This window comes from Desulfacinum infernum DSM 9756 (assembly GCF_900129305.1).
Classification (GTDB): Bacteria; Desulfobacterota; Syntrophobacteria; order Syntrophobacterales; family DSM-9756; genus Desulfacinum; species Desulfacinum infernum.
In genome coordinates, this window is sequence record NZ_FQVB01000005.1 from 88,053 (window position 1) to 108,781 (window position 20,729).

The 20,729-nt window shown below is 63.0% G+C and carries 17 protein-coding genes; 10 read left to right on the forward strand and 7 right to left on the reverse strand.

Annotated features, from left to right (window positions below):
• Positions 1-48 precede the first annotated feature (48 nt).
• Complete coding sequence (locus BUB04_RS19230; RefSeq protein WP_178371883.1) at positions 49-216, reverse strand: hypothetical protein; 168 nt, start codon at positions 214-216, stop codon at positions 49-51.
• Positions 217-604: 388 nt separating this feature from the next.
• Here BUB04_RS19230 and BUB04_RS02525 point away from each other — a divergent pair, with 388 nt between their 5' ends.
• The 4 genes from BUB04_RS02525 to BUB04_RS02540 all read left to right on the forward strand — a co-directional run bounded on the left by BUB04_RS02525 (position 605) and on the right by BUB04_RS02540 (position 3,622).
• On the forward strand, positions 605-1,015 hold the full coding sequence (locus tag BUB04_RS02525) for a threonyl-tRNA synthetase editing domain-containing protein (protein ID WP_073036648.1): 411 nt from the start codon (positions 605-607) through the stop codon (positions 1,013-1,015).
• A gap of 179 nt (positions 1,016-1,194) precedes the next feature.
• Positions 1,195-1,692: a universal stress protein gene (locus BUB04_RS02530; RefSeq protein ID WP_073036649.1), complete on the forward strand. Its 498-nt coding sequence runs from the start codon at positions 1,195-1,197 to the stop codon at positions 1,690-1,692.
• Between the two features lie 28 nt (positions 1,693-1,720).
• A complete protein-coding gene (locus BUB04_RS02535; RefSeq protein WP_073036650.1) occupies positions 1,721-2,197 on the forward strand; it encodes a universal stress protein in 477 nt (158 codons plus the stop codon).
• Between the two features lie 381 nt (positions 2,198-2,578).
• Positions 2,579-3,622: an NAD-dependent epimerase gene (locus tag BUB04_RS02540; protein WP_245795106.1), complete on the forward strand. Its 1,044-nt coding sequence runs from the start codon at positions 2,579-2,581 to the stop codon at positions 3,620-3,622.
• 49 nt (positions 3,623-3,671) lie between these two features.
• Here BUB04_RS02540 and BUB04_RS02545 read toward each other — a convergent pair whose 3' ends face one another.
• Both BUB04_RS02545 and BUB04_RS02550 read right to left on the reverse strand, forming a co-directional pair.
• Positions 3,672-4,421: a choice-of-anchor N protein gene (locus BUB04_RS02545; RefSeq protein WP_073036652.1), complete on the reverse strand. Its 750-nt coding sequence runs from the start codon at positions 4,419-4,421 to the stop codon at positions 3,672-3,674.
• 441 nt (positions 4,422-4,862) lie between these two features.
• The gene (locus BUB04_RS02550) at positions 4,863-5,978 is read right to left on the reverse strand and encodes a M24 family metallopeptidase (RefSeq protein WP_073036653.1); all 1,116 of its coding nucleotides are present in this window, start codon (positions 5,976-5,978) and stop codon (positions 4,863-4,865) included.
• Between the two features lie 112 nt (positions 5,979-6,090).
• Here BUB04_RS02550 and BUB04_RS02555 point away from each other — a divergent pair, with 112 nt between their 5' ends.
• The 3 genes from BUB04_RS02555 (at position 6,091) to mtaB (ending at position 9,175) form a co-directional block, all read left to right on the forward strand.
• Positions 6,091-6,531 carry an NIL domain-containing protein gene (locus BUB04_RS02555; protein WP_073036654.1) on the forward strand — a complete coding sequence of 147 codons (441 nt, stop codon included), beginning with the start codon at positions 6,091-6,093 and terminating at the stop codon, positions 6,529-6,531.
• A 21-nt stretch (positions 6,532-6,552) separates the two neighbouring features.
• Positions 6,553-7,632, forward strand: a complete 1,080-nt coding sequence (gene mnmA / locus BUB04_RS02560) for a tRNA 2-thiouridine(34) synthase MnmA (RefSeq protein ID WP_073036655.1) — start codon at positions 6,553-6,555, stop codon at positions 7,630-7,632.
• A gap of 235 nt (positions 7,633-7,867) precedes the next feature.
• Entirely contained in the window at positions 7,868-9,175 is a 1,308-nt protein-coding gene (gene mtaB / locus BUB04_RS02565; RefSeq protein ID WP_073036656.1) for a tRNA (N(6)-L-threonylcarbamoyladenosine(37)-C(2))-methylthiotransferase MtaB, read from the forward strand.
• Between the two features lie 527 nt (positions 9,176-9,702).
• On the opposite strand, the gene BUB04_RS02570 is transcribed toward mtaB, so the two are convergent.
• Positions 9,703-11,412 carry a DUF6178 family protein gene (locus tag BUB04_RS02570; protein ID WP_073036658.1) on the reverse strand — a complete coding sequence of 570 codons (1,710 nt, stop codon included), beginning with the start codon at positions 11,410-11,412 and terminating at the stop codon, positions 9,703-9,705.
• A gap of 190 nt (positions 11,413-11,602) precedes the next feature.
• Here BUB04_RS02570 and BUB04_RS02575 point away from each other — a divergent pair, with 190 nt between their 5' ends.
• The 3 genes from BUB04_RS02575 (at position 11,603) to BUB04_RS02585 (ending at position 13,970) form a co-directional block, all read left to right on the forward strand.
• Positions 11,603-12,373 carry an ABC transporter ATP-binding protein gene (locus tag BUB04_RS02575; protein ID WP_073036661.1) on the forward strand — a complete coding sequence of 257 codons (771 nt, stop codon included), beginning with the start codon at positions 11,603-11,605 and terminating at the stop codon, positions 12,371-12,373.
• Entirely contained in the window at positions 12,352-13,578 is a 1,227-nt protein-coding gene (locus BUB04_RS02580; RefSeq protein WP_073036662.1) for a SufB/SufD family protein, read from the forward strand. Before BUB04_RS02575 ends, BUB04_RS02580 begins: the two co-directional genes overlap by 22 nt.
• Before the next feature lie 68 nt (positions 13,579-13,646).
• The gene (locus BUB04_RS02585) at positions 13,647-13,970 is read left to right on the forward strand and encodes a hypothetical protein (RefSeq protein WP_143156325.1); all 324 of its coding nucleotides are present in this window, start codon (positions 13,647-13,649) and stop codon (positions 13,968-13,970) included.
• A gap of 361 nt (positions 13,971-14,331) precedes the next feature.
• On the opposite strand, the gene BUB04_RS02590 is transcribed toward BUB04_RS02585, so the two are convergent.
• The 3 genes from BUB04_RS02590 to BUB04_RS02600 form a co-directional block, all read right to left on the reverse strand.
• Complete coding sequence (locus tag BUB04_RS02590) at positions 14,332-17,949, reverse strand: FAD-dependent oxidoreductase (protein WP_073036664.1); 3,618 nt, start codon at positions 17,947-17,949, stop codon at positions 14,332-14,334.
• Between the two features lie 209 nt (positions 17,950-18,158).
• Complete coding sequence (locus BUB04_RS02595) at positions 18,159-18,557, reverse strand: response regulator (RefSeq protein WP_073036665.1); 399 nt, start codon at positions 18,555-18,557, stop codon at positions 18,159-18,161.
• Positions 18,554-20,656 (reverse strand): PAS domain-containing sensor histidine kinase, encoded by a 2,103-nt coding sequence (locus tag BUB04_RS02600; protein ID WP_073036666.1) that lies wholly within the window; start codon positions 20,654-20,656, stop codon positions 18,554-18,556. Before BUB04_RS02600 ends, BUB04_RS02595 begins: the two co-directional genes overlap by 4 nt.
• Positions 20,657-20,729 lie beyond the last annotated feature (73 nt).

Consider the following 20,729-nt stretch of genomic DNA (forward strand, 5'->3'; position numbering starts at 1 on the left):
TTGGGCCTTCAGCAGAACGGCGCCGGGCCGCCCCGCTTACCTTTTATGTCACTCCCCCTTCTTTCGAAGGGCCTCCAGAACATAGGCGGAAAAGATCAAAAGAATCGCCAGAACCCCGATCATGGCGGCAGGAGCTTGGGGAAAGAAAAATCGGGAGAGAAACAGGGCAAAAAAAATGCCGAGAAAGGCTCGGATGGCAAAGACGCGGACTCGCACGCTGACTCCCCTCCCCCCTCTGGGTTTCGCACCAAGCGCCCGACCTCGCTGCACTCCCCGCGGGATCCGCGCGCCGCTCTGTCCGGCACGGCCCCACACCGGGCCGTGACGCGGAAATCCTATCGGCGCCCCCGTTGGTTGTCAAGAAAAGCCGGGCCGCGTGGGGAGGGATACGGGGTATGGGATATGGGATAAGGGATACGGGGTAAGGGATAGAGGGAGAGGGGGTAAGGGTGGAAGCATAAAGGAGAAGGAGATGCCTCGTTCCCGCTGTTCCTCCTTCTCCACTCCTGGCCCCATACGCCATATCCCATATCCCTTATCCTTCTGCCCGCCTTCCTTGCCTCCCCGGGCCGTGGGGGTGTATATGAGCAGTGGAGGACGGACCATGAAACTTCTCATGTTTTACGCACCCCATTTTTGGTATCGCACCTTCGAAAAGACGCTGGACCATGTGCCCGACCGGGACGAAGAAGCGGAATGCCGGGACGCGGTGGTGGTTTTCTACCATGCGGAAGCCCACGACGAGGACCGCAGGGACAAGGTGGTGGTCAAGTGGGTCAAGAACATCAAGTGGCTGGCCCGGAAATTCGGCACGGAAGCGGTGGTGCTCCATTCGTTCAACCACCTAGCCTCCACCAAGGCCCATGCGGAAACGACCCAGGGGATGGTAAACGAGGTGAAGGAGCGTCTCGCCCGCACGGGGTTTCAGGTCATGGAAACCCCCTTCGGGTACCTCAACGAATGGAAGATCCACGTGGCCGGAGATTCCCTGGCCAAGGTTTTCAAAGACATCTGAGCCAAAGGACGCCCTGCGACTTACGATCACGGCGAAGCTCGCCACGCAGCATGGAAGAAGGATACCTCTTGGGGAGGTTCTTTGTGGGAGCCGGCCTGCCGGCGATCCGGCTTGCAGCCAGGGCCGCTCCCAGCTAAGACCTAGAACGCTGTCCTCTCATATCGAAGGAGCCCTGTGACATGGAAAGGATCCTTGTGGCCCTGGACGACCGGCCCGGATCGCTCAAGACGGTCCACTACATCAACCGGATGCTGAAGGGCGCGGCCCACGTGCGCATCCTCCTTTTCCACGTGCTCCCGGCCGCCTCTCCCAACCTGCTAGGTAAGGACGTGATCCGGCGCATCGAGAAACTCCAGGAGGAACATCCGCATCTGAGCGGCTATTTCTGGCAGCCCGAAGAAGAAGAGGCCATGCGGGAGATGTTTGGGAAGGCTCGGAGCCTCTTGGTGGCAGGGGGATTCCCGGAAGAACAGATCGAGGAGCACTTCGCCGTGGAGTCCCAGGAAGTGGCGCACATCATCGTCCAACGGGCCGCGGATCTCGGATGTTCCACCATCGCCATGGGCCGAAGGGGCCTTTCTCGGGTCAAGGAGCTTTTCCTGGGAAGCGTCTCCAAGTCCGTCACGGCCCGGGCCAAGGGAATCACCGTGTGGGTGGTGGACACCGAAGACGTCTAGCCGGCATCCGTCGAAAAAGGAGAAAGCCATGGGGTCCACGCTTTACCGCCACATCGCCTATTGCACCGACTTCAGCGAAAACGCCGATCAGGCCTTCGTGGTGGCCAAGGATCTGGCGTGGCGCTACGGAGCCGTGCTCCACATCGTCCATGTGATGGTGACCTTTGCCACGGCCCCCATCCGGGAGATGTACGTGCCGCTCGAAATGGACGCCCACTTCGTGGAAAAGGCCACGGAAGCGGCCCGGTCGGCCATCCTGGAGCGCTACGTGAGCCGCCTCAAGGAAAAGCAACCCTACGAGATTCACCTGCTTTCCGGGTACCCGGCCACGGAGATCGTTTCCTTTGCGGAAAAGAACCAGATGGATCTCCTGGTCACCGGCTCCCACGGCTTGACGGGCCTGGCCCACGTGCTCTTCGGCAGCACCGCGGACCGTGTGGTCCGAAAGGCCCCCTGCTCGGTGCTCACCGTGCGACTCAAGCAGGCTCCGGCGGAAGAAGCCTGAACGCCGCCGGGAGCTCCCAGCGGCCCGCCGATAACCCCAATCCCCGGGCCCGGCCCGCCTGGAGGCGAAAAGTCTTTCGCCCCTGCCGACGGCTCCGGTATCCGCCCGGCTTACAGAAGCTTTGCCGTCGCACCGAAAACCCGCGAGGGGCGGTTCGCGAACCGCCCCTACGGTACCGCCTGACCAAAGTCGCGACAACGCCGTACGCCCTTCTCCCCACCTCTTTCCCCTTGACCCGTACCCGTCCAAACGCCATGATCGGCCGGGCGGGAACGTGAGCCGTGTCGGAGGTCTCGCCCCAGGGCGCCGATTGCTCAGGGTTGCCGTCGTCGCTCATTAATTTTTGTCCATTCGCGTTCATTGGCGGTTCTCTTCCAGAAGATGAAAGGACAGATGCCCATGCTCCTGGATGCCTCCCACCCCGTACTCGTGACCGGCGCGGCCGGATTCATCGGCTTCCACCTGGCCCGGCGCCTTCTGGACGAAGGGTATTCCGTGGTGGGCCTGGATAACGTGAACGACTACTACGACGTGCGGATCAAGTGGGACCGCCTGAAACTACTGGAAGACCGGGAAGGATTCACCTTTCACCGGATCGACCTGGAAGACCGTCCAGCCATGGAATCCCTTTTCGATCGCTATCCCTTCCGCGTGGTGGTGCACCTGGCGGCCCAGGCCGGAGTCCGCTACTCCCTGGTGAACCCCTACGCCTACGTGGACAGCAACCTCACCGGCTTCCTGCACATCCTGGAAGGGTGCCGCCACCACGGCGTCCGGCACCTGGTCTTCGCTTCCTCCAGTTCCGTCTACGGGGCCAACGCCCGCATGCCCTTTTCCGTCCACCACAACGTGGACCATCCCGTCTCGCTTTATGCGGCCACCAAGAAGGCCAACGAACTCATGGCCCACACCTACGCGCATCTCTACGGCCTTCCCTGCACGGGGCTTCGCTTCTTCACCGTGTACGGCCCCTGGGGCCGGCCCGACATGGCGCTCTTTCTCTTCACCCGGGCCATCCTGAACGACGAGCCCATCCAGGTCTTCAACTACGGGAAGATGCAGCGGGACTTCACCTACATCGACGACATCGTGGAAGGGGTCTATCGGGTGATGCAAAAGGCCCCCCAGCCCGATCCCCACTGGTCCGGGGACGCCCCCGACCCGGGGACCAGCTACGCCCCCTACCGGGTCTACAACATCGGAAACAACCAGCCGGTGGAACTCATGGAATTCATCCGCACCCTGGAAGAATGCCTGGGAAAGGAGGCCAAGAAGGAGCTCCTTCCCATCCAGCCCGGGGACGTGCCGGCCACCTACGCCGACGTGGACGACCTCACCCGGGACTTCGGCTTCAAGCCCGTCACCTCCATCCGGGACGGCATCCGCAAGTTCGTGGACTGGTATCGCGAGTATTTCAAAGCATAAAAAAACCCGCGCAGAGCGCGGGTTTTTTTTGCTCACACATCACTCCGGATCAGCGCACTCTTTTTCGCATTACGGTAGCGCCCGCAACCAGTCCCGTACCCATCAGAACCAGACTCATGGGCTCGGGAATCGGCACGCCCCCGCCACCATCGTGGGAAAACGGGCTGAAGACCGAATGGATTTTGGCATTCGACTTGACCACGTGGTCGTAAGCCACGATGTCCACCCACGTGTAGCCGGATACCACAATGTGGAATTGTTTGATCTCGCCAGAGGCGGTATCACCGAACTCGCCTGGAAAGTAGTTTTGCACCGTCTGATCGGTCCCAAAATCCCCGATGTAGTACTCGTAGTAAGATGTTGGGAAAACGCCGTGGCGCGGAACAGACCCACCGTCCCCCATCACGGGAGTGCCGTTATCTTCAAAGAAGTAACTGTCTGTTGTCGTGTCTCCCCCTCCCGGCCCCTCACTCAAAACTTCGTAGCTGCCTGGACCTCTTGAAACCGTGTTTCCATCGTCCAGATATCCAGCCCAAGTCGTAGTGCCTTGCTTCCACGTCACAGCAACCGAACCATCTTCATCCACCGGCGCAGCAAAAGCCGCCTTCACGTCGAAGATATCCTGGTTTGCACCCACGACCCACAAGTCGTATTCCAGAGAATTGATGATCCACGTTTCAGTGGCTTCGTCGTAGGAAGCTCCGGGTATGTAAATTTGCAGATTCGGCACGGCGTCCGCCGGGGCGACAACGACCAAAACTGCAATCAGCAGGATGATCTTCACAATGGCCTGTTTCATCTGGGCCTCCTTTTGGACGCAGTTAACTGCTGTAGTCACTCTTCGCACGTTTTGAGCCAAGTATCGAATCCAGGAACCTTCTTGGCCCTTTGCATAATTTCAATATGTTATAAATTCCTTCCGCTGCGGCCCAGATCAGCTGTGCAAAGCATTTCCAGTCAGGAACGAACTTTTCCTGCACAGGTGGAAATTTCTTGCACATCTTGAAAGTCGCCGGACTCTAGCAGATCAACGCGCCCCCGAGATGCGGGCATGACCGGTCGAATCGTGGCGTGTTGCGACCGAAGCCCTCCGGGACGAACACAACGAAGATCCTATCCCATGTTTGTTCGGCAGAGAGGCTCGTCGCTTGAGCTGACTAAAAAATGACCGCAGCAAACTCCCTACGAAAGGTGCAGCAATCGGCGCCCTGCTCAGGACTTCGCAGGCCGCCAATAAGGGTCACCGCTCGAGAAACCACGCATCGCGGTTGAGGGATTCGCAGCCCGAGGCGGTGACGCGGACCATGTTTTCCAGGCGCACGCCGCCCAGGCCCGGCAGATAGATGCCGGGCTCCACGGTAAGCACCATGTTTTCCCGGAGAATGACGGAGTTCTTCTTTCCGTACCCGGGTTTTTCGTGGACGGCCAGGCCCACCCCGTGGCCCAGCCCGTGGCCGAAGGCGTCCCCGTAGCCGGCGCGCTCGATGATTCCCCGTGCGATCCGGTCCACCTCGTGGGAATCAATGCCGGGCCGAATGGCTTCCATGGCGGCCAGCTGAGCCTCCCGCACGATCCCGTAGATCTCCCTCATCTTTTGCGGCACCCGGGGGCCGAGCCAGGTGCGGGTCATGTCCGAACAGTAGAGCCGAAGGCGCGCGCCGAGATCCAGCACCACGGCGTCTTCCGCTGCGATTTTCCGGTCGGTGGGAACGGCGTGGGGGAGCGCCCCGTTGGGCCCGCTACCCACGATGGGCGGAAAGGAGACGGCTTCGGCTCCGGCCCTCCGGATGCCGGCCTCGATCTCCCAGGCCACCTCCTTTTCCGTGACCCCGGGCCGAAGGTCTTGCCAGACCCGGTCGAAAACCTGCTCGGTGAGGGCCACGGCCGCCCGGATCCGGTCCAGCTCTTCGGGTTCCTTCACCATCCGAAGCTCTTCCACCAGCCCTTCCAGGCCCACCGCTTCCGCCTTGCCTTCCCAGACGCGTTCCAGCGCCTCCTGCACCTCCAGGAAGCGCTTGTGGGTCAGGTGTCCCGCCTCCACGCCCAGCCGGCGGATCTCCAGGTCCCGGAACAGGTCCGGAAGGACCTGGTTCCATCCTTCCTTGTAGATCACCAGGTCGTAGCCCCGGGCCTGATGGGCGGCTTCTTCCTGATAACGAAAATCGGTGAGGAGCATCTGGCGGCTGGAACCGATCACCAGAAATCCGGAGCTTTCCGTAAGCTGCATATCCCCCGCTTCGAACCCGCTCAGGTAGTAGCGGTTTTCCGGAAGCGAGATGAGGACCCCGTCCAGGTCCAGTGCTTCCACCTTGCGACGAACCGCCGCCAACCGTCTTCCGAAAGGATCAGGAACCATCGGACATCTCCTTCGTCTCAACTTGACACGACACCCCGCGTCCGTTAAGCAGAACCCACACGATTGTCTCGACTAACGCCCCGCCCACGGCGGGACGCAAGGGGATGAAGCCATGTTTGCACGCATGCTGGTCTTACGGTTTCCCAAAGAGGTGGTGGACAAGCCCATCGTCACCAACCTGGTCCGTAACTACAACCTGTCCTTCAACATCCTGAAGGCCCAGATCTTCCCGCGCAAGGAAGGCCTCATGGTACTGGAACTGCGCGGAAACCGGAAGGACTATGAAAAGGGCCTGAAATACCTGAAGGACATCGGGGTCAAGGTGGAGTCCATCGCCCAGGGGATCCGCCGCGACGAAGACAAATGCTACCAGTGCGGCGCCTGCACGGCCGTTTGCCCCACGGGGGCCCTGCACATCCGGAGGCCGGAGATGGCCGTCTTGTTCGAATCGGAACGGTGCAGCGCCTGCGAGCTGTGCGTGAAGACCTGCCCGGCCCGGGCCATGATCGTCATGTTCGACAGGAAGGTGGAGCTGGAAGAGGACGTGGCCTGAGCGCATCCTCGTTAAAATATCATGATCATCGCCGTAGCCCTCAGCGGGGGAGCCGACAGCCTCCGCGCCGCCTGGACGCTCCAAAAGGCCGGCCATTCCGTCTTCGCCCTGCACATGCGGCTCCTTCCCCCATCCGCCCCGGACGGATCCGCACCTCGGCCGGAAGCGAACCCCCATGAAGCCCTGGCGGCCCATCTGGCCCAGCGCCTGGACATTCCCCTGCACGTGGTGGATCTCAGCCGCGACTTCGAACGGCTGGTGATCCGCCCCTTCCTGGAAGCCTACCAACGCGGACGAACGCCGAACCCCTGCGTGCTCTGCAACCCGACCGTCAAGTTCGGGCGCCTCCTGGAAGAGGCCCGCCGGTTGGGAGCGGACCGCCTGGCCACCGGCCACTACGTGCGCAAACTGGATCCTTCGCAATGCGGCGGACGCTTCGGCCTCCTGCGTTCCCCGGATCCCGCCAAGGACCAGTCCTACTTTCTCTACGGACTGAGCCAGGAGCAGCTGGAGCACGCCGTCTTTCCCCTGGCGGAGGAAACCAAGGCGGCCACCCGGAACTGGGCCGAGCGGGAAGGCTTCGCCCGGATTTTGCCGGAGGAGAGCCAGGAGATCTGCTTTATCCCTTCCGGGGACTACCGCCGGTTCCTGCTGGATCGGCTGGGAGGCGCGGCGCCGCCCGCGGAAGGGCCCATCCTGGACAGGAGCGGAAAGGTCCTGGGCCGGCACACGGGGATCTTCAACTACACCATCGGCCAGCGGCGTGGATTGAACCTCCCCTCCACCGCCCCCTGGTACGTGATCCGCCTGGATCCGGAACGAAACGCCGTCTGGGTGGGCCGCGCCGACGAGCTCCTGTGCCGCGAAACCAGGGTCGCCCGGGTCAATTGGGTCTCCATCCCTCCCATCGCCCGTTCCCGAAACGCCCTGGTGCGGATCCGGAACCAGCACAAGCCGGCCCCGGCCGTGCTCGAGCCTCTGTCGGAGACCGTGGTGCACGTGCGGTTCGACGCTCCCCAGAGGGCCGTCACCCCCGGGCAGGCCGCGGTTTTTTACGACGGGGATCTGTTGCTGGGAGGAGGCGTGATAGAGAAGGATTAGAAGGATTAAGGGTTAAGGATTAGAGGGATAGGGTGTAAAGGGGTAAGGGGTAGAGGGCAGGGGAGGAGGGGTAGGAGTTAAGCGACCCGGTGGGAAAGCGGGGCGCAGAGCGGAAGGGTGTGGTGAGATTCGGATCGGCAGATACTGTAGGGGCGAAAGATTTTTCGCCCCTACTGCGGTTTTTTGAGAGCCCGGCGTTCTGCATACAGAGTCGCCGGAAGGAAAGTAGGGAATCATGAAGATTGCTCTGGAAACCTTGGGTTGCAAGGTGAACCAGTACGAAAGTTCCGCGTTTTTGCAGGGTTTTCTGGAGCGGGGCCACCAGGTGGTGGAATTCCAGGAAGAGGCGGACCTCTACGTGGTGCACAGTTGCGCGGTGACATCCAAGGCCGCCTACCAGACCCGGCAGCTGCTACGCCGGGCCCGGCGCCTGAGCCCCAACGCGCGAATCGCCGTGGTGGGCTGCGACGCGCAAGTGGACTGGCAGCGTCTCGCCCGGGATGGGCTGGCGACCCACATCATCGGAAGCGAAGAAAAGTTCCGGTTGTGGGACTGGCTGGAAGAGCCGGGCGATTTCGATCACCCGGTGGTGGCGGTGAGCGATTCCCGCGCCTACGGCCACCTGTGTCCCCTGCCCGTATCGCGCATGCTGGGAGACCGAAGCCGCGCCTTCCTCAAGGTGCAGGACGGCTGCAACGCCTTCTGCACCTACTGCGTGGTTCCCTACAGCCGGGGCCGGAGCCGAAGCCACCCGGCCGCCTTCGTGGCGGAGCAGATGGCCCGGTTCCAGCGGGCCGGATACCGCGAAGTGGTCCTCACCGGGATCCACCTGGGCCAGTGGGGCCGGGACCTGGAACCGGAGGCGGCCTTCCACGAACTGCTTCAGCAACTGGACCGGGCCCAGCGGCCCCAGCGGGTGCGCCTGAGTTCCCTGGAATCGGGCGAGGTCACGCCGGAACTTCTCAAGGCCCTGGAAACATTGGACTGGATCTGCCCCCATTTTCACATTCCGCTCCAGAGCGGCGACGGGGATATCCTGGAAGCCATGGGACGGCCCTACACGCCACGCCGATACGCGGAAACGATCCTAACCCTGCGCCGGCGCTTCCCACAGGCCGCCCTGGGTGCGGACGTGATCGTGGGTTTTCCCGGGGAAACGGAGAGGCGGTTTCGGAACACCTACGAGCTCATCGAGAGTCTTCCTCTCACCTACCTGCACGTCTTTCCGTTCTCCCCCAGGCCCGGCACTCCGGCGGCGGAGATGTCCGGCCGTGTGGTGGGATCGGAACTGAAGGAGCGGGCGAAGGCCCTGCGGGACCTGGCAAGGCAAAAGAAGCGGGCGTTCGAGGAAACCTTCGTGGGACGGCGGCTGGAGGTTCTGCTGGAAACCCGCACGTCCGAGGGGCTCTGGGCCGGAACGTCGGAAAACTATCTCCACGTGGTCCTTCCGGCCGACTTCCGCGCCGCTGTGGGAGAGATCGTTCCGGTGCGAATTGAAAGACGGACCCGACAGGGGCTTCTCGGCATCCCGTGCCCCGGTTAGGCCGCACATCGGCACGGTGAGTGGGGTGCCGACCGTAGGGGCGGTTCGCGAACCGCCCCTACAAAGCTAAGGCATACCGCAACAGCCGTGGCGCGGACCTTTTCGGGCCTTTTATGGAAAGCCGCCTTTGCGCCCTTCCTGTACGCGGGCTGAGAGGGGCGAAGGATCCTTCGCCCCTACCGTGACGTTTTTTCTAAGGGTGCCTTCCGCCTTCGTCTCCTCCGGCCCTCCGCAATGGGAGGTAATGGGAGTTCGGAATTTCAGCTTTTGCCGGGATACCGTAGTCTCGGCTGATCTCTTTTCCCGTGGCTGCGGAAAAATCCGCGGCCATCGGATAGGCCATCGCATACGGCTTGCGACTCCATGGGTTACGATGACCCTTCGCCGCGGGGCTGAAGCCCCGTGGGAAAGGGCCGTCGCACACCCATGAGACGACAGAAAATACGCGAGGGTCCATCCAACGCCCGGAGGTTCTTCCGCAGCCCTAAAGGGCTGCGCTACGAGAAACGCCGTCATCCCCAGCGTTTTCAGGCAGGCTTGTAACGGGGGGCCCGGAAGAGGAAGAGCCCCATGAGGCGGGGATCCGGAGGTTCCTTGCCGCGGAAGGCCCGGGTTTCCTCGTCATAGCGGTCCACCAGGCCCTGCACGTACTCCCAGACCAGGCGGCGGCGTTTTTCGCCCGCGACGCACGAATCCACAAAACCGGAAAGGGTTTCGGAAAGGGCTTCCGGCGCCGCTGCGGCAAAGATCTCCGGCCAGCGATCCACCGCCAGGGGCTCCACGCGGCGGGATTCGCCCAAAAGGCTCCAGGCGGTGGCGGTGAAAAGGAGGCTCCCCAGGGTTACCTCCTCCAGGATGCGCACCTGACCTTCGGCCCACAGTTCCTCGGCCAGCTGCGCAGGGTTCACCTCCAGGGCGTCGAAGACCGGCCCCAGGGACGCCGTCACCTGCACCCAGTGAGCGGCGTCGTGGAGATCCCGCCGATCCTGGATGAACGATTGAACCAGGCGCGGGCGTTCCGCACCTTGCAGCCGGGTGACCTTGGCGGTTTTGCCCATCAACCCTTCCAGTCTCTCCGCCCAGGGAGAATCCAGGATGGTCGGCCCGAAGGCCCAGCGGGAAAGCCACCCGCTCTTGGTGAGGCGCCTGAGGGTCCGCTGGATCTCCGCCACCCGGCTGTGGCCCAGACGAAAGAGGTGCTCCAGATACACCCTTTCCAGCGCCGACGCGGCCAAGGCCGCGTCCCCCGCCGTGAGAAGATCCAGGCCCAGGTTGACCATGGCCGCGGCCTTCCCGGCGGCTTCCCGCAGATCCTCCGCATCGTCGGGCGCCAGGGCATCCGCCACCACCACCTTGTTGGCGATGGAGGCCATCTCCAGCTGGAGGGTTTCCAGGAGGCGGGCGTCTTCCACTGCTTCTAGGGCCCGACGGAAAAGCCCTCCTTCCGGCACGGCCACCAGGGCGAACGCCGGCGGATTCTCCAGGTCTTCCCCGTTCCTTTCCACCAGCAGCTTGTCGTAAGGGATCTCTTCGGGCTCCATGGCCCGGTAGATCTCCAGGGCGTCGTAATAGTCGGGAATGGCCCGGTCTTCCAACCGTCCCCGGTGAAAGCGGTAGGCTTCCTCTTCCACTTCCGCATCGAGGGCCCAGATGATCTGGTTCATGAGCTCCTTGTAGAACCCGTAATGGGCCTCGAAGAGAAAGCTCAGGATGTTGCGGATGAGGTCTTCGTACTGCGGGTAGCGGGCTTCCCAGAAGTACTGGTCGTCCAGGGTGTTCTTGGGAAGCGTGTCCACGGCCTCCGTGGGATCCGTATCCTCGGGGATGTGGGCCACGCGGAGCCACTTTTTGAAAACGCTCACCAGCAGCTCGAAGTCGGCCTGGTAGAGCCAGGCCAGCAACTTCCTTCCGCTGGCTCGATAAAGGCGGTCCAGCCACTGGGCGGCGGGACCGGGAACGATCCGGTCCCGGCGCCACGCCTCCAGGTCGAAGACGTGGGTGATCTGGTCCACCCGGGCCAGTTCCAGCAGAGGCAGGGCATCCTCCGGACCGATTTCTTTCAGTGTCAGATAAAAATCCTGTTCCGGCAGGGCGGCCACCACGGCCTCCGCATCGGGCCGGGCGAGGATGGTTTCCATCCGCTGCTTGGCCGGAAGGCTCATGAGATAAGGTCCCACCTCGCGGGGCGGAAGCTTTTCCAGTCGTTTGGTTTCGAAATCGACGACGCGTTTGTCCATCTTTCCCTTCTTACCGTCCAGGATGCGTGGGGGGCGGAGCCCGAAGGCGCAGTAGTCTTATTCAGCACGGGGAGGCAAGTCAAGGCCGCGGGCGGCCACTTTGGCCTTGCGCCGCACGCGCCAAATGTTTACCGTGAGCACTGCCGAGGCGTGAATGTAAGAACAAAGGCCAATGCAGAGGAGTAACCGTATGCTTGTCATCGAGGACCTACAAGTGGAATTGGCCGGAAAGCAGATCCTCAAGCACATCGACCTGGAGATCAAACCGGGCGAGACGCACATCCTTTTCGGCCCCAACGGATCCGGCAAGACCTCCCTGCTCATGACCATCATGGGATACCCCCAATACAAGGTCACGGGCGGGAAGATCACCTTCAAGGGTGTGGACATCACCCATATGCCCATCAACGAGCGCGCCCAATTGGGTATCGGCATGGCCTACCAGAGGCCTCCCACGATCCACGGCCTGAAGACCCGCCAGATGGTGAAGATCTGCGCGGGAAACCGGGACGACGTGGACCCGGAATCCCTGGCCCGCCAGGTGAATTTCGAAGACTTCCTGGATCGGGATGTGAACGCCGGGTTTTCCGGCGGCGAGATCAAGCGCTCCGAACTTTTGCAGCTCCTGGCTCAGAACCCGGACCTCATGCTCTTCGATGAGCCCGAATCCGGCGTGGACCTGGAAAACATCGCCCTGGTGGGCACCACCATCGCCAAGCTGCTCCAGAAGGAATGCTCCCCCACGGACCTCAAGTCCATGCTTCAGGTGAAGCGGGAGCGGACCAAGATGGGTCTCATCATCACCCACACGGGCCACATCCTGGAATACCTCACGGCCGACAAGGGCCAGGTGCTCTACAACGGCGTTCTGAGCTGTGCCGACAACCCGCGTGATATCCTCCAGTGCATCAGTGAAATGGGATACGAGGAGTGCGTGCGATGTACACTCGCGAGCAACTGAAAGAAAGAGCTCTCAAGGCCAAGGACAAGCCGGCCGCCATCGGACCCGACCTGGATTTGAGCCGATACGACAAGGCTCCCGTGGAACACCGCTACATCGACCACGACGAGCTGCTTTCCCTGCCGCCCCTGGAAAAGGAGCGGCTGGTCATGGCCGGGATCGACATCACCGAGAAGGAACGCGGCGGCACCTATATCCAGAAAGACACCGCCGTGGTTCACTGCGACGTGAAGCAGGACGGCATCGAAGTCATCCCCATCAAGAAGGCCCTGGAAAAGTACGACTGGATCTGGGACTACTACTGGAAGCTGGTGGCTGTGGACACGGACAAGTACACGGCGGCGGCGGAGCTGGATCTCCACGACGGCTATGTGATCCGGGCCCTTCCGGGCGCCAAGTCCGTCTACCCGATCCAGGCCTGCCTCTACATGGACAAGAACAACCTCCAGCAAAACGTGCACAACATCATCATCGCCGAGGAGGATTCGGAGCTACACATCATCACGGGCTGCTCCACCTCGCCGCACATGAAGCGGGGCGCCCACCTGGGGGTTTCCGAGTTCTTCGTCAAGAAAAACGCCAAGCTGAGCTTCACCATGATCCACAACTGGGCCGAGGACATGGACATCCGTCCGCGATCGGTGGCCCAGGTGGAAGAGGGCGGGCTGTTTCTCAACAACTACATTTGCATGAAGCCGGTGCGGAGCCTGCAGATGTACCCCACCACGCACCTGGTGGGGGAAAACGCCGTGGCCCGATTCTACAGCATCATCGTGGGAAGCCCGGGATCGGAATACGACGTGGGCGGCCGGATCTATCTCAAGAAGCCGGGAGCGCGGGCGGAAATCGTGGCCCGCACCATCTCCAACGGCGGAAAGATCGTGGCCCGCGGGCATCTCATCGGCGAGGTGCCGGACATCAAGGCCCACCTGGAATGCAAGGGCCTCATCCTGAACGGCGGGATCATCCACGCCATCCCGGAACTGGAAGGCCATACGGACGGGGTGGAAATGAGCCACGAAGCCGCCGTGGGCAAGATCGCCCAGGAAGAGATCGCCTACCTCATGTCCCGTGGGTTGAGCGAAGACGATGCGGTGGCCACCATCGTGCGCGGCTTCCTGAGCGTGGACATCCCGGGACTTCCGCCGCAGCTCCAGGCGGAAATCGACCGGGCCGTGGAAGAAAGCGACAAGGACGTGATGTAGGAAAACCCGCCGTGGAGGGCCCATGGGCCCTCCGGCCCATCGTGGATCCGTGGAAGGGGAGGCAAACCATGAAACGGCTGGTATCCGCTCTGCTTGTCGCCGCCTTGATTTGTGGAGTTTTTTCGGTTCAAACGGGCCGAGCCGAAGAGGACATGCTGTCTTCCACGTGGCCCCAGGAAGACCAGGCGCCCCAAGGAGAATGGATCCTGGCGGATCTGTTGTTCGTGCGGCCACTGGGTATCGCCGCGTGCGCCGTGGGCTTTGCGGGAAGCGTCCTGTCCATCCCCTTCGCGGCCATGTCCAACTCCGACCAGGACGTGAGCCGACGCCTCATCGCCGAACCCTTTGCCTACACGTTCACCCGCCCGCTGGGCCGTTTCGATGCGCCCTGAGGACGACCGGGTGAACGGCGGGAGTCTTGTCGAGGCTGGAGACCTGGAAAACCGAACGGGGGGCAAAAGCCCCCCGCCTGTGATCCCCTGAACATTCATCCTCTCCCCGGTTTTCGCCGGTCCCACAATCCAGCGGAATACGCTTTCCTGAGCCTTTCCGCGGGGCTGAAGCCCCGCGGCCACAACGGAAGCCGGCTCCCTTGCCGGGTGACGAAGGAAACCCGTTCTCGGAAAGCCTCCTAGGAGCCTGTCTGAGAACGCTGTTTTCCCGGGAGCGCGGGCGTCTCGCCCGCTTGTTGTGCGGGCCGGAGGCCCGCGCTCCCAGGGGAAAGGGCTTTCGGACACATTATCAGACAGCCTCCTAGCACACATCCGCCAGGCGGACCTTTTCCCGGACCAGAGAAGCCCATTCGTGCTCGCCGCAACCGGGCAGCAATTCCTTCCACTCCGCATGAACGGCCTCGATGCTTTGGGGAAAGGGCGTGCCGTCGGCGGCCATGATGCGACTCAAAGCCTCCCAGTCGGGCAGGCACTCCCCGGCAGCGCCCAGGGCCCGGGATAGTCCGAGGAAACGCCCTTCCTGGTTCACCAATGTCCCTTCCTGTTCCCCGAAGGCCGCCAGGGGCAGCACCACGTCGGCCCGATCCAGGGCCGGGCCCGCCACGTTTTCCTGCACCACCAGGAACTCCACGTTCCGGAGCCCTTCCGACCCCGCCTTCCCCAAGGCGCCCAGATGGCGGCTTTCCTGGACGAATAACCCCTTGAGGCGCCCCGATTCCAGGGCCTCCAAGGTATCCGCAGACGGCTTGGAAGGAAGCGCCTCGGCCTCCCAAACCTCCGTCACCTTCTTTACCGCCTCGGCGTCATCCAGGGGCCTCCATCCGGGAAGCATTCCCGGCGCCATGCCCACCAGAAGCGCCCCCAGGGAGTTGGATCCCCAAAAGGCGGGATAGATCCCGGCCCCTTCCACTTGGCCGTTCCCCTTCGCCGCCGTGGCCAGGACCGCCAGGGCCTGGAAGGCGGCGGCGCGGCCCTTGGGACTCAACCCGTTCAGGGCGGTGCCGTCCACCACGAAGGCCCCTCCCGGACCGGCTGCCAGCTCTTCGCCGAGGGCCTGCATCGGGCCTTCCAGGGAAGACGGAACCGACCAGGCATCCGCCGTTCGGATCACTTCTTCCGCCAGCTTTTGGATGGGGTCCGTTGCGGACCCGAGGCCTTGCCTTTGGATCAACCGGGCAGCCAGGGCGCAGAGAAAGGCGGGCCACTGGGCGGGTTCCACATCCAGCCGTTGGGTTCGGCCTTCGGGGAACGAACCGTTTTCCCCGCCCACCCGGACGATCCGGGCTCCGTGGTTTCGGGCGGCCCGGCGCATGAGCGTTCCCAAAAGCGGCGAGGTTCCATGGGGCGCTCCGATGCAGAAGATCCGCCGGGCCTTGGCCAGGGAAGAAAGCGGCGGGACAAGGCCGAAGCCCGCCCCGGAAAGGGCGAGCGACCGAACCAGGGCTTCCGCCGCCCCCCGTTCGGGAAAGTCCACATAAGGCGTCTTCAGCCCCAGGCGCATCCATTTCTGCAGGAGATACAGCCCTTCACAAGTTCCATGGAAGGAGGCCAGGGCCCCCACGCTTTCCGGGCCGTACTTTTCCGAAACGGCCCGAAGCCCCTGGACCGCGCGATCCACCGCCTTTCCCCAACTGGCCTCCCGCAGCTCCCCGTTTTCCCGAACCAGGGGCTTGAGCACCCTCTTTTCCTTCCACTGGTCGTCGTAGGCGCGGAACCGACCCCGGGAACAGGTGGAAGCGTGGTTGGGGGGAACGTCCCGTCCGTCGGCGATCCAAACCAGGCGGCCTCCCTTGACCTTCAGGTCCACTTCGCACCCGCACCCGCACTGGATGCAGTGGGTGGGAACCGAGCGCCAATGGATACGCTCCACCGCCCTTCCCTGCCGTTTTTCCATCAGGGCCCCCGTGGGACACAGATCCACGCAGAGGCCGCAGGAGACGCATTTTTCGTTGAATCGGGGCCAGTCTTTGAAATCGATGGCGTCGCTGCACTGGAAGACCCGGCAGGCCACCACGCAGCGTTCGCACCGGATGCACTTGTTGGGGTCCAGGGCGATGGCCGGATGGGTGTCGATGGCCGCCACCCGCTGGAAGTGGATCTTCTTGGACGGCTGATCCCTCCAATCCACCTGGAACTCGTTCATGAGCTCCCGAAGGCGGCAGTCGAAGGCGGCGCTGCAGCCGCACACCAGGCACCGCTCGGCCTCCCGGTGGGCCTGGGCCTCGTCGAACCCCAACTCCACCTCCGTAAAGTTCGTCACCCGCTTGGCCACTTCCAGTTCCGGCATCCGTTCCCGCGGAATCACCTTGTAAACCTCGAAAGGCTCCCGATCGATGGATTCCAGGTCTCCCTTGCTGATGTTGAAATGGAGCGGCTCCGGTTGCACCTCCCCCACCTGGAAGAAGCGGTTGAGGGAATAGGCCGCCTTGCGTCCGTCGGCCAGTGCGGCCACCACGGTCATGGGCCCCCGGAAGAGGTCGCCGCCCACGAAGATCATCTCCTGGCCCGTGTGCATGCTCCTCGGATCCCCGCCGATGGTGCTCCAGCGGGTGATGGGAATGCGCTCCATGCCCGGATCCTGTTCCTTGGTAAGAACCATGGGGTATTGGCCGATGGCGCTGATCACCTGGTCCACGTCCATGAGGGTTTCCGAACCCTCGATGGGCACGGGGCGCCTCCGACCACTGGCGTCCGGTTCCCCCAGTTCCATGCGGATGAATTCCAATTGGGCGGCCCGCCCTCCTTCCCCCAGGATCCGGGTGGGCGCCGCCAGGAGATGGATCTCCACCCCTTCCGCTTCGGCCGCCTCGATCTCCTCGTGGCTTGCGGGCATCTCCTTTCGGGACCGCCGGTAGAGGATGGTGACCTTCTCCGCCCCCAGGCGAAGAGCGGACCGGGCGGCATCGATGGCCACGTTGCCGCCTCCGATGACAGCCACCCGCCGCCCCACCCGCACGGGCTTTCCGGCGGCGATGTTTTCCAAGAAGTCCACGCCGCTTTCCACCCCTTCCAGGTCTTCTCCCACGATGCCCAGTTTCCGGCTGGCCCAGGCGCCGATGGCGAGAAAGATGGCCCCGAAACCCTCCTTTTTGAGATCATCCAGCGTGAAATCCCGGCCCCACGTCACGCCCGTTCGAACCCGCACGCCCAGGCTCAGGATGCCTTCGATCTCCCAGTCCAGGATCTTCTTGGGGAGCCGGTATTCGGGGATGCCGTAGCGGAGCATACCCCCCAGTTTGTCCCGGGCTTCGAAGATGGTCACCCCGTGGCCCAGAGCCCGGAGATAATAGGCGGCGCTCAGCCCCGCCGGGCCGCCTCCCACGACGGCCACGTGATGGCCCGTGTCTTCCGGCACTTCAGGGAGCACCCGCCGGCCCGTCTTCATTTCGAAGTCGGCCACGAACCGTTTGCAGTGGTTGATATTCACGGGTTCATCCACCAGATGGCGACGGCAGGCGCTTTCGCACGGGTGCGGACACACCCGGCCGATGGTGGCCGGCATGGGGATCTTTTCCTTGATGAGCTTGACCGCTTCCAGGTATTCGCCGTGGCGGATCAAGGCCAGGTATCCCTGGATGTCCACGTTGGCCGGGCAGGTGACCGAACAGGGAGCCACGCAGTCGCCGTAATGGGTATCCAGGAGCAGTTCCAGGAGAAGCTTGCGGGTCTGATCCAGTTCGGGGCCCGTCGTGCGGATCACCATGCCGTCCGCCACGGAGGTGCTGCAGGCGGCCTTGTATTGCCTTTCCCCTTCCACCGCCACCACGCACAGCCGGCAGTTTTCCAGTGGGGGCAGCAGATGGGTGTAGCACAGGGTGGGCACATGGATTCCTTCTCGTCGCGCCGCGTCCAGGATGGTACTCCCTTGGGGAGCCTGTATCGTCCGCCCATCGATTGTGACCGTCACCGTCTTCGACATAGCCGTCCTCCGCACCGTGTTTATGGGGATTCGCGAACCGCAACCGGTAGATGCCCTCTGCGGTGGTTCACGTATGGACTCATGGGGCGGTCTGTGCCGCCGTTGGGCTCTGGTCCCACGGGTATGGTGAAAAGGCGGGAGAATGGGGCCGGGTGAACAGCGGGTGCGTGGAGCGGGAAGTTCAGCGGGACCCAATCAGGGACTACACGCTATTCCCTGCGTTTCAGAAGCAGCTCGATGTTGTGGCGAAGGGCCTGGGGATCCACCGGCTTTTCCATGAAGATGTCCGCCGCAATCCAGTCCAGATCGTCCTCCACGCTCCTCCCGTAGCCCTTTTCCGTTTCGGGCTGCGCCGAGACGATGATGATGGGAAGCTTCTGGAAGTCCTCCTTCTGGCGCAGCTGCACGGCGAACTGGAGCCCTTCGTCCACCGTGGCCATCATGATGTCGAGCACCAGCAGGTCGGGGCGGCCTTCCTCAAGGAGCTTCAAGCCGTCCTGCGTGTTGCCGGCCGCCAGGACCTCATAGCCGAACCGCTTCAGGATCGCTCCGGTGATTTCCAGGAAACTGGGATCGTCGTCGATGATCAGAATCCGTTTTCCACTCATGCCTTGTCCTCCCCGTTCCGCGGCGCATCCGGGTCACTGGCAGGCCCGGGAGGCACCTCCACGATGAAATTCACTCCTTCGCCCTGCGAGCTTTCGACCCAAATCCTTCCCCCGTGGCGTTCCACGATGTTCTTCGCGATGAAGAGTCCCAGGCCCGTACCCCGCGTGGCGGAACGCCTTGCGGACGGCAGCCGCCGAAACTTTCGAAAGAGTTGGCTCTGCTCCTCGGGACTCAAGCCCGGGCCGCTGTTCCACACTTCCAGGCGAAGGCGGTCTTCCGCCGTCGCGAAAGCCGAAACACGGATCCTGCCTTCATTTTCGCCGTATTTGACGGCGTTGCTCAACAGGTTGGTGAGAACCCCCCGGAAGAGTTCCGGATCCAGCGTCCAGGAAAGATCCCCGGCGATCTTCTTTTCCAGGTGCATGGCCTTTTCGCGGAGGGCGGGCTCCAGCCCCGACAGCACCGGCTCGATCACCTCTTCCGCCACCTTCACAGGCCGCGGATGCACGGCGAATTCGTCCTTTTCGATGCGGGACAGGTCCAAATAGTGGCGGATCATTTCCATGGACTGGTCCAGGTTGGCGCAGATGGCGTCCACCATGGCCCGCTGTTCGGGCAGCAACGGCCCGAAGATTTCCTGGCGCAGGGCGTTGGCACTCATGAACCCGTTGGCGATGGGGGATTTGAGCTCGTGGGTGACGAAGCTGAGCATCTCCAGGTAATACCGGTTGAGCCGTTCCAGTTCCCGGTTGGCTGCAACCAGCGCGTCCACGTGCGCCTTGATCTCGGTCAAATCATGGAAATAACCCACAATGCTGAACGTTCCGTCGTCCTCTTCCAGCCGGGTGGCGGAAAGGCGAATGGGAATCGTCCGGCCGTCCCGGGTGATCACCTCCGTGTTGTAGTCCACCAGGATCCCCGGGCCGCCGTACCCGTCGCCCAGGAGCGCCTCCTTGATGCGCCGGGCTCCGTCTTCCGGATAGATGTCCCTGGCGTTGAGCACGTAGAGGGCTTCCGAGGCCGGATATCCCAGCAGGCGTTCGGCCCCCTTGTTGTAGAGAATGATCCGGCCCTGGGGATCGCTTGCCATGATCCCGTCCGGGCACGCCTCCAGGAGCCTTTCCTCGAATTCATAGCGTCTTCGAAGCCTTTCCTGGTACGCGCGCAGTTCCGCGGCCATGAACTGGAAGCTCAGGATCAGGCGCTTGAGTTCGTTGGCTCCCGCCTTTTCACGGACGGGGCAGTCGCGGCAGATCTCGTCGGCGCCGGATTCCGCCTCTTTCCTTCCCCATAGCGGCGGCAGAGCCAATCCCTCCCACGGCCGGCGCCCGAGGCCCGTGCCGCCCCCCTCCTCCATGAGATAGGGGCACGTTCCGGTCGTTGGAACCGATCGGGCCCACGTGGAGGTCTCTTCCGTCCTCTTGCAGGCGGGCAGGGTCCCCGCCCGGAGAATCACCTCCTGAAGTCGTCCGCGCGCCACCAGGTCCGTCATGGCCAGGAGGTCCCGGACCGGCCTTGTGATCCGGTCCGTAAACCAGCGGCTCACGAAATACCCCACCACCAGAATGAGAACCGTTACAAAAGCGAGGGTCTGAAGGAGCCTCTTCCGGAGGGGGCTGAGAAGCTCGGCATCGACACCCACCCGGAGCACCATGGGGCCGCCCGGCCCGGCCCAGGATTGGGGGCTCACCACCACTTCAAAAAGGTCGCGATCGCAACCCGTACAGCGAAAAAGGCCCACCGCCCCCCGCTGGGCCACCGGCTGCCAGGTGGTGTCGTTTCGTTCCTGGACGTTTCCGGATTCCAGTATCCGGCCCCCCGTCCGGGCTTCCACCAGAACGTACCGGTAGCCCGGGTAGAGGCTCAGGCGGCTTTCCAACTCCCGGCCCGACCCGACGGACCACCAGCGGCCCCTTTTCGCCGCCCAGTCCGCCAGGCGGTCCCCCAGGCCCATCAGGTTCTCTTCCACCAACGCTTCCACGGCGGGGAGGATCGTCGTTCGGATTCCCAACCAGGCGGCCGCCACCACGAGGAAGATCAGAGACAGCGAAACCACGCTGATGGACGTCTTGAACCTGAGTCGCTCCAGAAACTCCATGGCCCCCCCATCGTCAGGGGTTTGGCGGCATTTGGGAAGTCTGCGGGTGACGGGTCTGTGATTAAAGAAAATT

Excerpts from the sequence above, each read along its gene's own strand:
- BUB04_RS02525 (WP_073036648.1), top strand. The coding sequence starts at position 605 with ATGAAACTTCTCATGTTTTACGCACCCCATTTTTGGTATCGCACCTTC.
- BUB04_RS02550 (WP_073036653.1), bottom strand. The coding sequence starts at position 5,978 with ATGGTTCCTGATCCTTTCGGAAGACGGTTGGCGGCGGTTCGTCGCAAG.
- BUB04_RS02535 (WP_073036650.1), top strand. The coding sequence starts at position 1,721 with ATGGGGTCCACGCTTTACCGCCACATCGCCTATTGCACCGACTTCAGC.
- mnmA (WP_073036655.1), top strand. The coding sequence starts at position 6,553 with ATGATCATCGCCGTAGCCCTCAGCGGGGGAGCCGACAGCCTCCGCGCC.
- BUB04_RS02575 (WP_073036661.1), top strand. The coding sequence starts at position 11,603 with ATGCTTGTCATCGAGGACCTACAAGTGGAATTGGCCGGAAAGCAGATC.
- BUB04_RS02540 (WP_245795106.1), top strand. The coding sequence starts at position 2,579 with ATGAAAGGACAGATGCCCATGCTCCTGGATGCCTCCCACCCCGTACTC.
- BUB04_RS02530 (WP_073036649.1), top strand. The coding sequence starts at position 1,195 with ATGGAAAGGATCCTTGTGGCCCTGGACGACCGGCCCGGATCGCTCAAG.
- BUB04_RS02600 (WP_073036666.1), bottom strand. The coding sequence starts at position 20,656 with ATGGAGTTTCTGGAGCGACTCAGGTTCAAGACGTCCATCAGCGTGGTT.
- BUB04_RS02545 (WP_073036652.1), bottom strand. The coding sequence starts at position 4,421 with ATGAAACAGGCCATTGTGAAGATCATCCTGCTGATTGCAGTTTTGGTC.
- BUB04_RS02555 (WP_073036654.1), top strand. The coding sequence starts at position 6,091 with ATGTTTGCACGCATGCTGGTCTTACGGTTTCCCAAAGAGGTGGTGGAC.
- BUB04_RS02570 (WP_073036658.1), bottom strand. The coding sequence starts at position 11,412 with ATGGACAAACGCGTCGTCGATTTCGAAACCAAACGACTGGAAAAGCTT.
- BUB04_RS02585 (WP_143156325.1), top strand. The coding sequence starts at position 13,647 with ATGAAACGGCTGGTATCCGCTCTGCTTGTCGCCGCCTTGATTTGTGGA.
- mtaB (WP_073036656.1), top strand. The coding sequence starts at position 7,868 with ATGAAGATTGCTCTGGAAACCTTGGGTTGCAAGGTGAACCAGTACGAA.
- BUB04_RS02590 (WP_073036664.1), bottom strand. The coding sequence starts at position 17,949 with ATGTCGAAGACGGTGACGGTCACAATCGATGGGCGGACGATACAGGCT.
- BUB04_RS02595 (WP_073036665.1), bottom strand. The coding sequence starts at position 18,557 with ATGAGTGGAAAACGGATTCTGATCATCGACGACGATCCCAGTTTCCTG.
- BUB04_RS02580 (WP_073036662.1), top strand. The coding sequence starts at position 12,352 with ATGTACACTCGCGAGCAACTGAAAGAAAGAGCTCTCAAGGCCAAGGAC.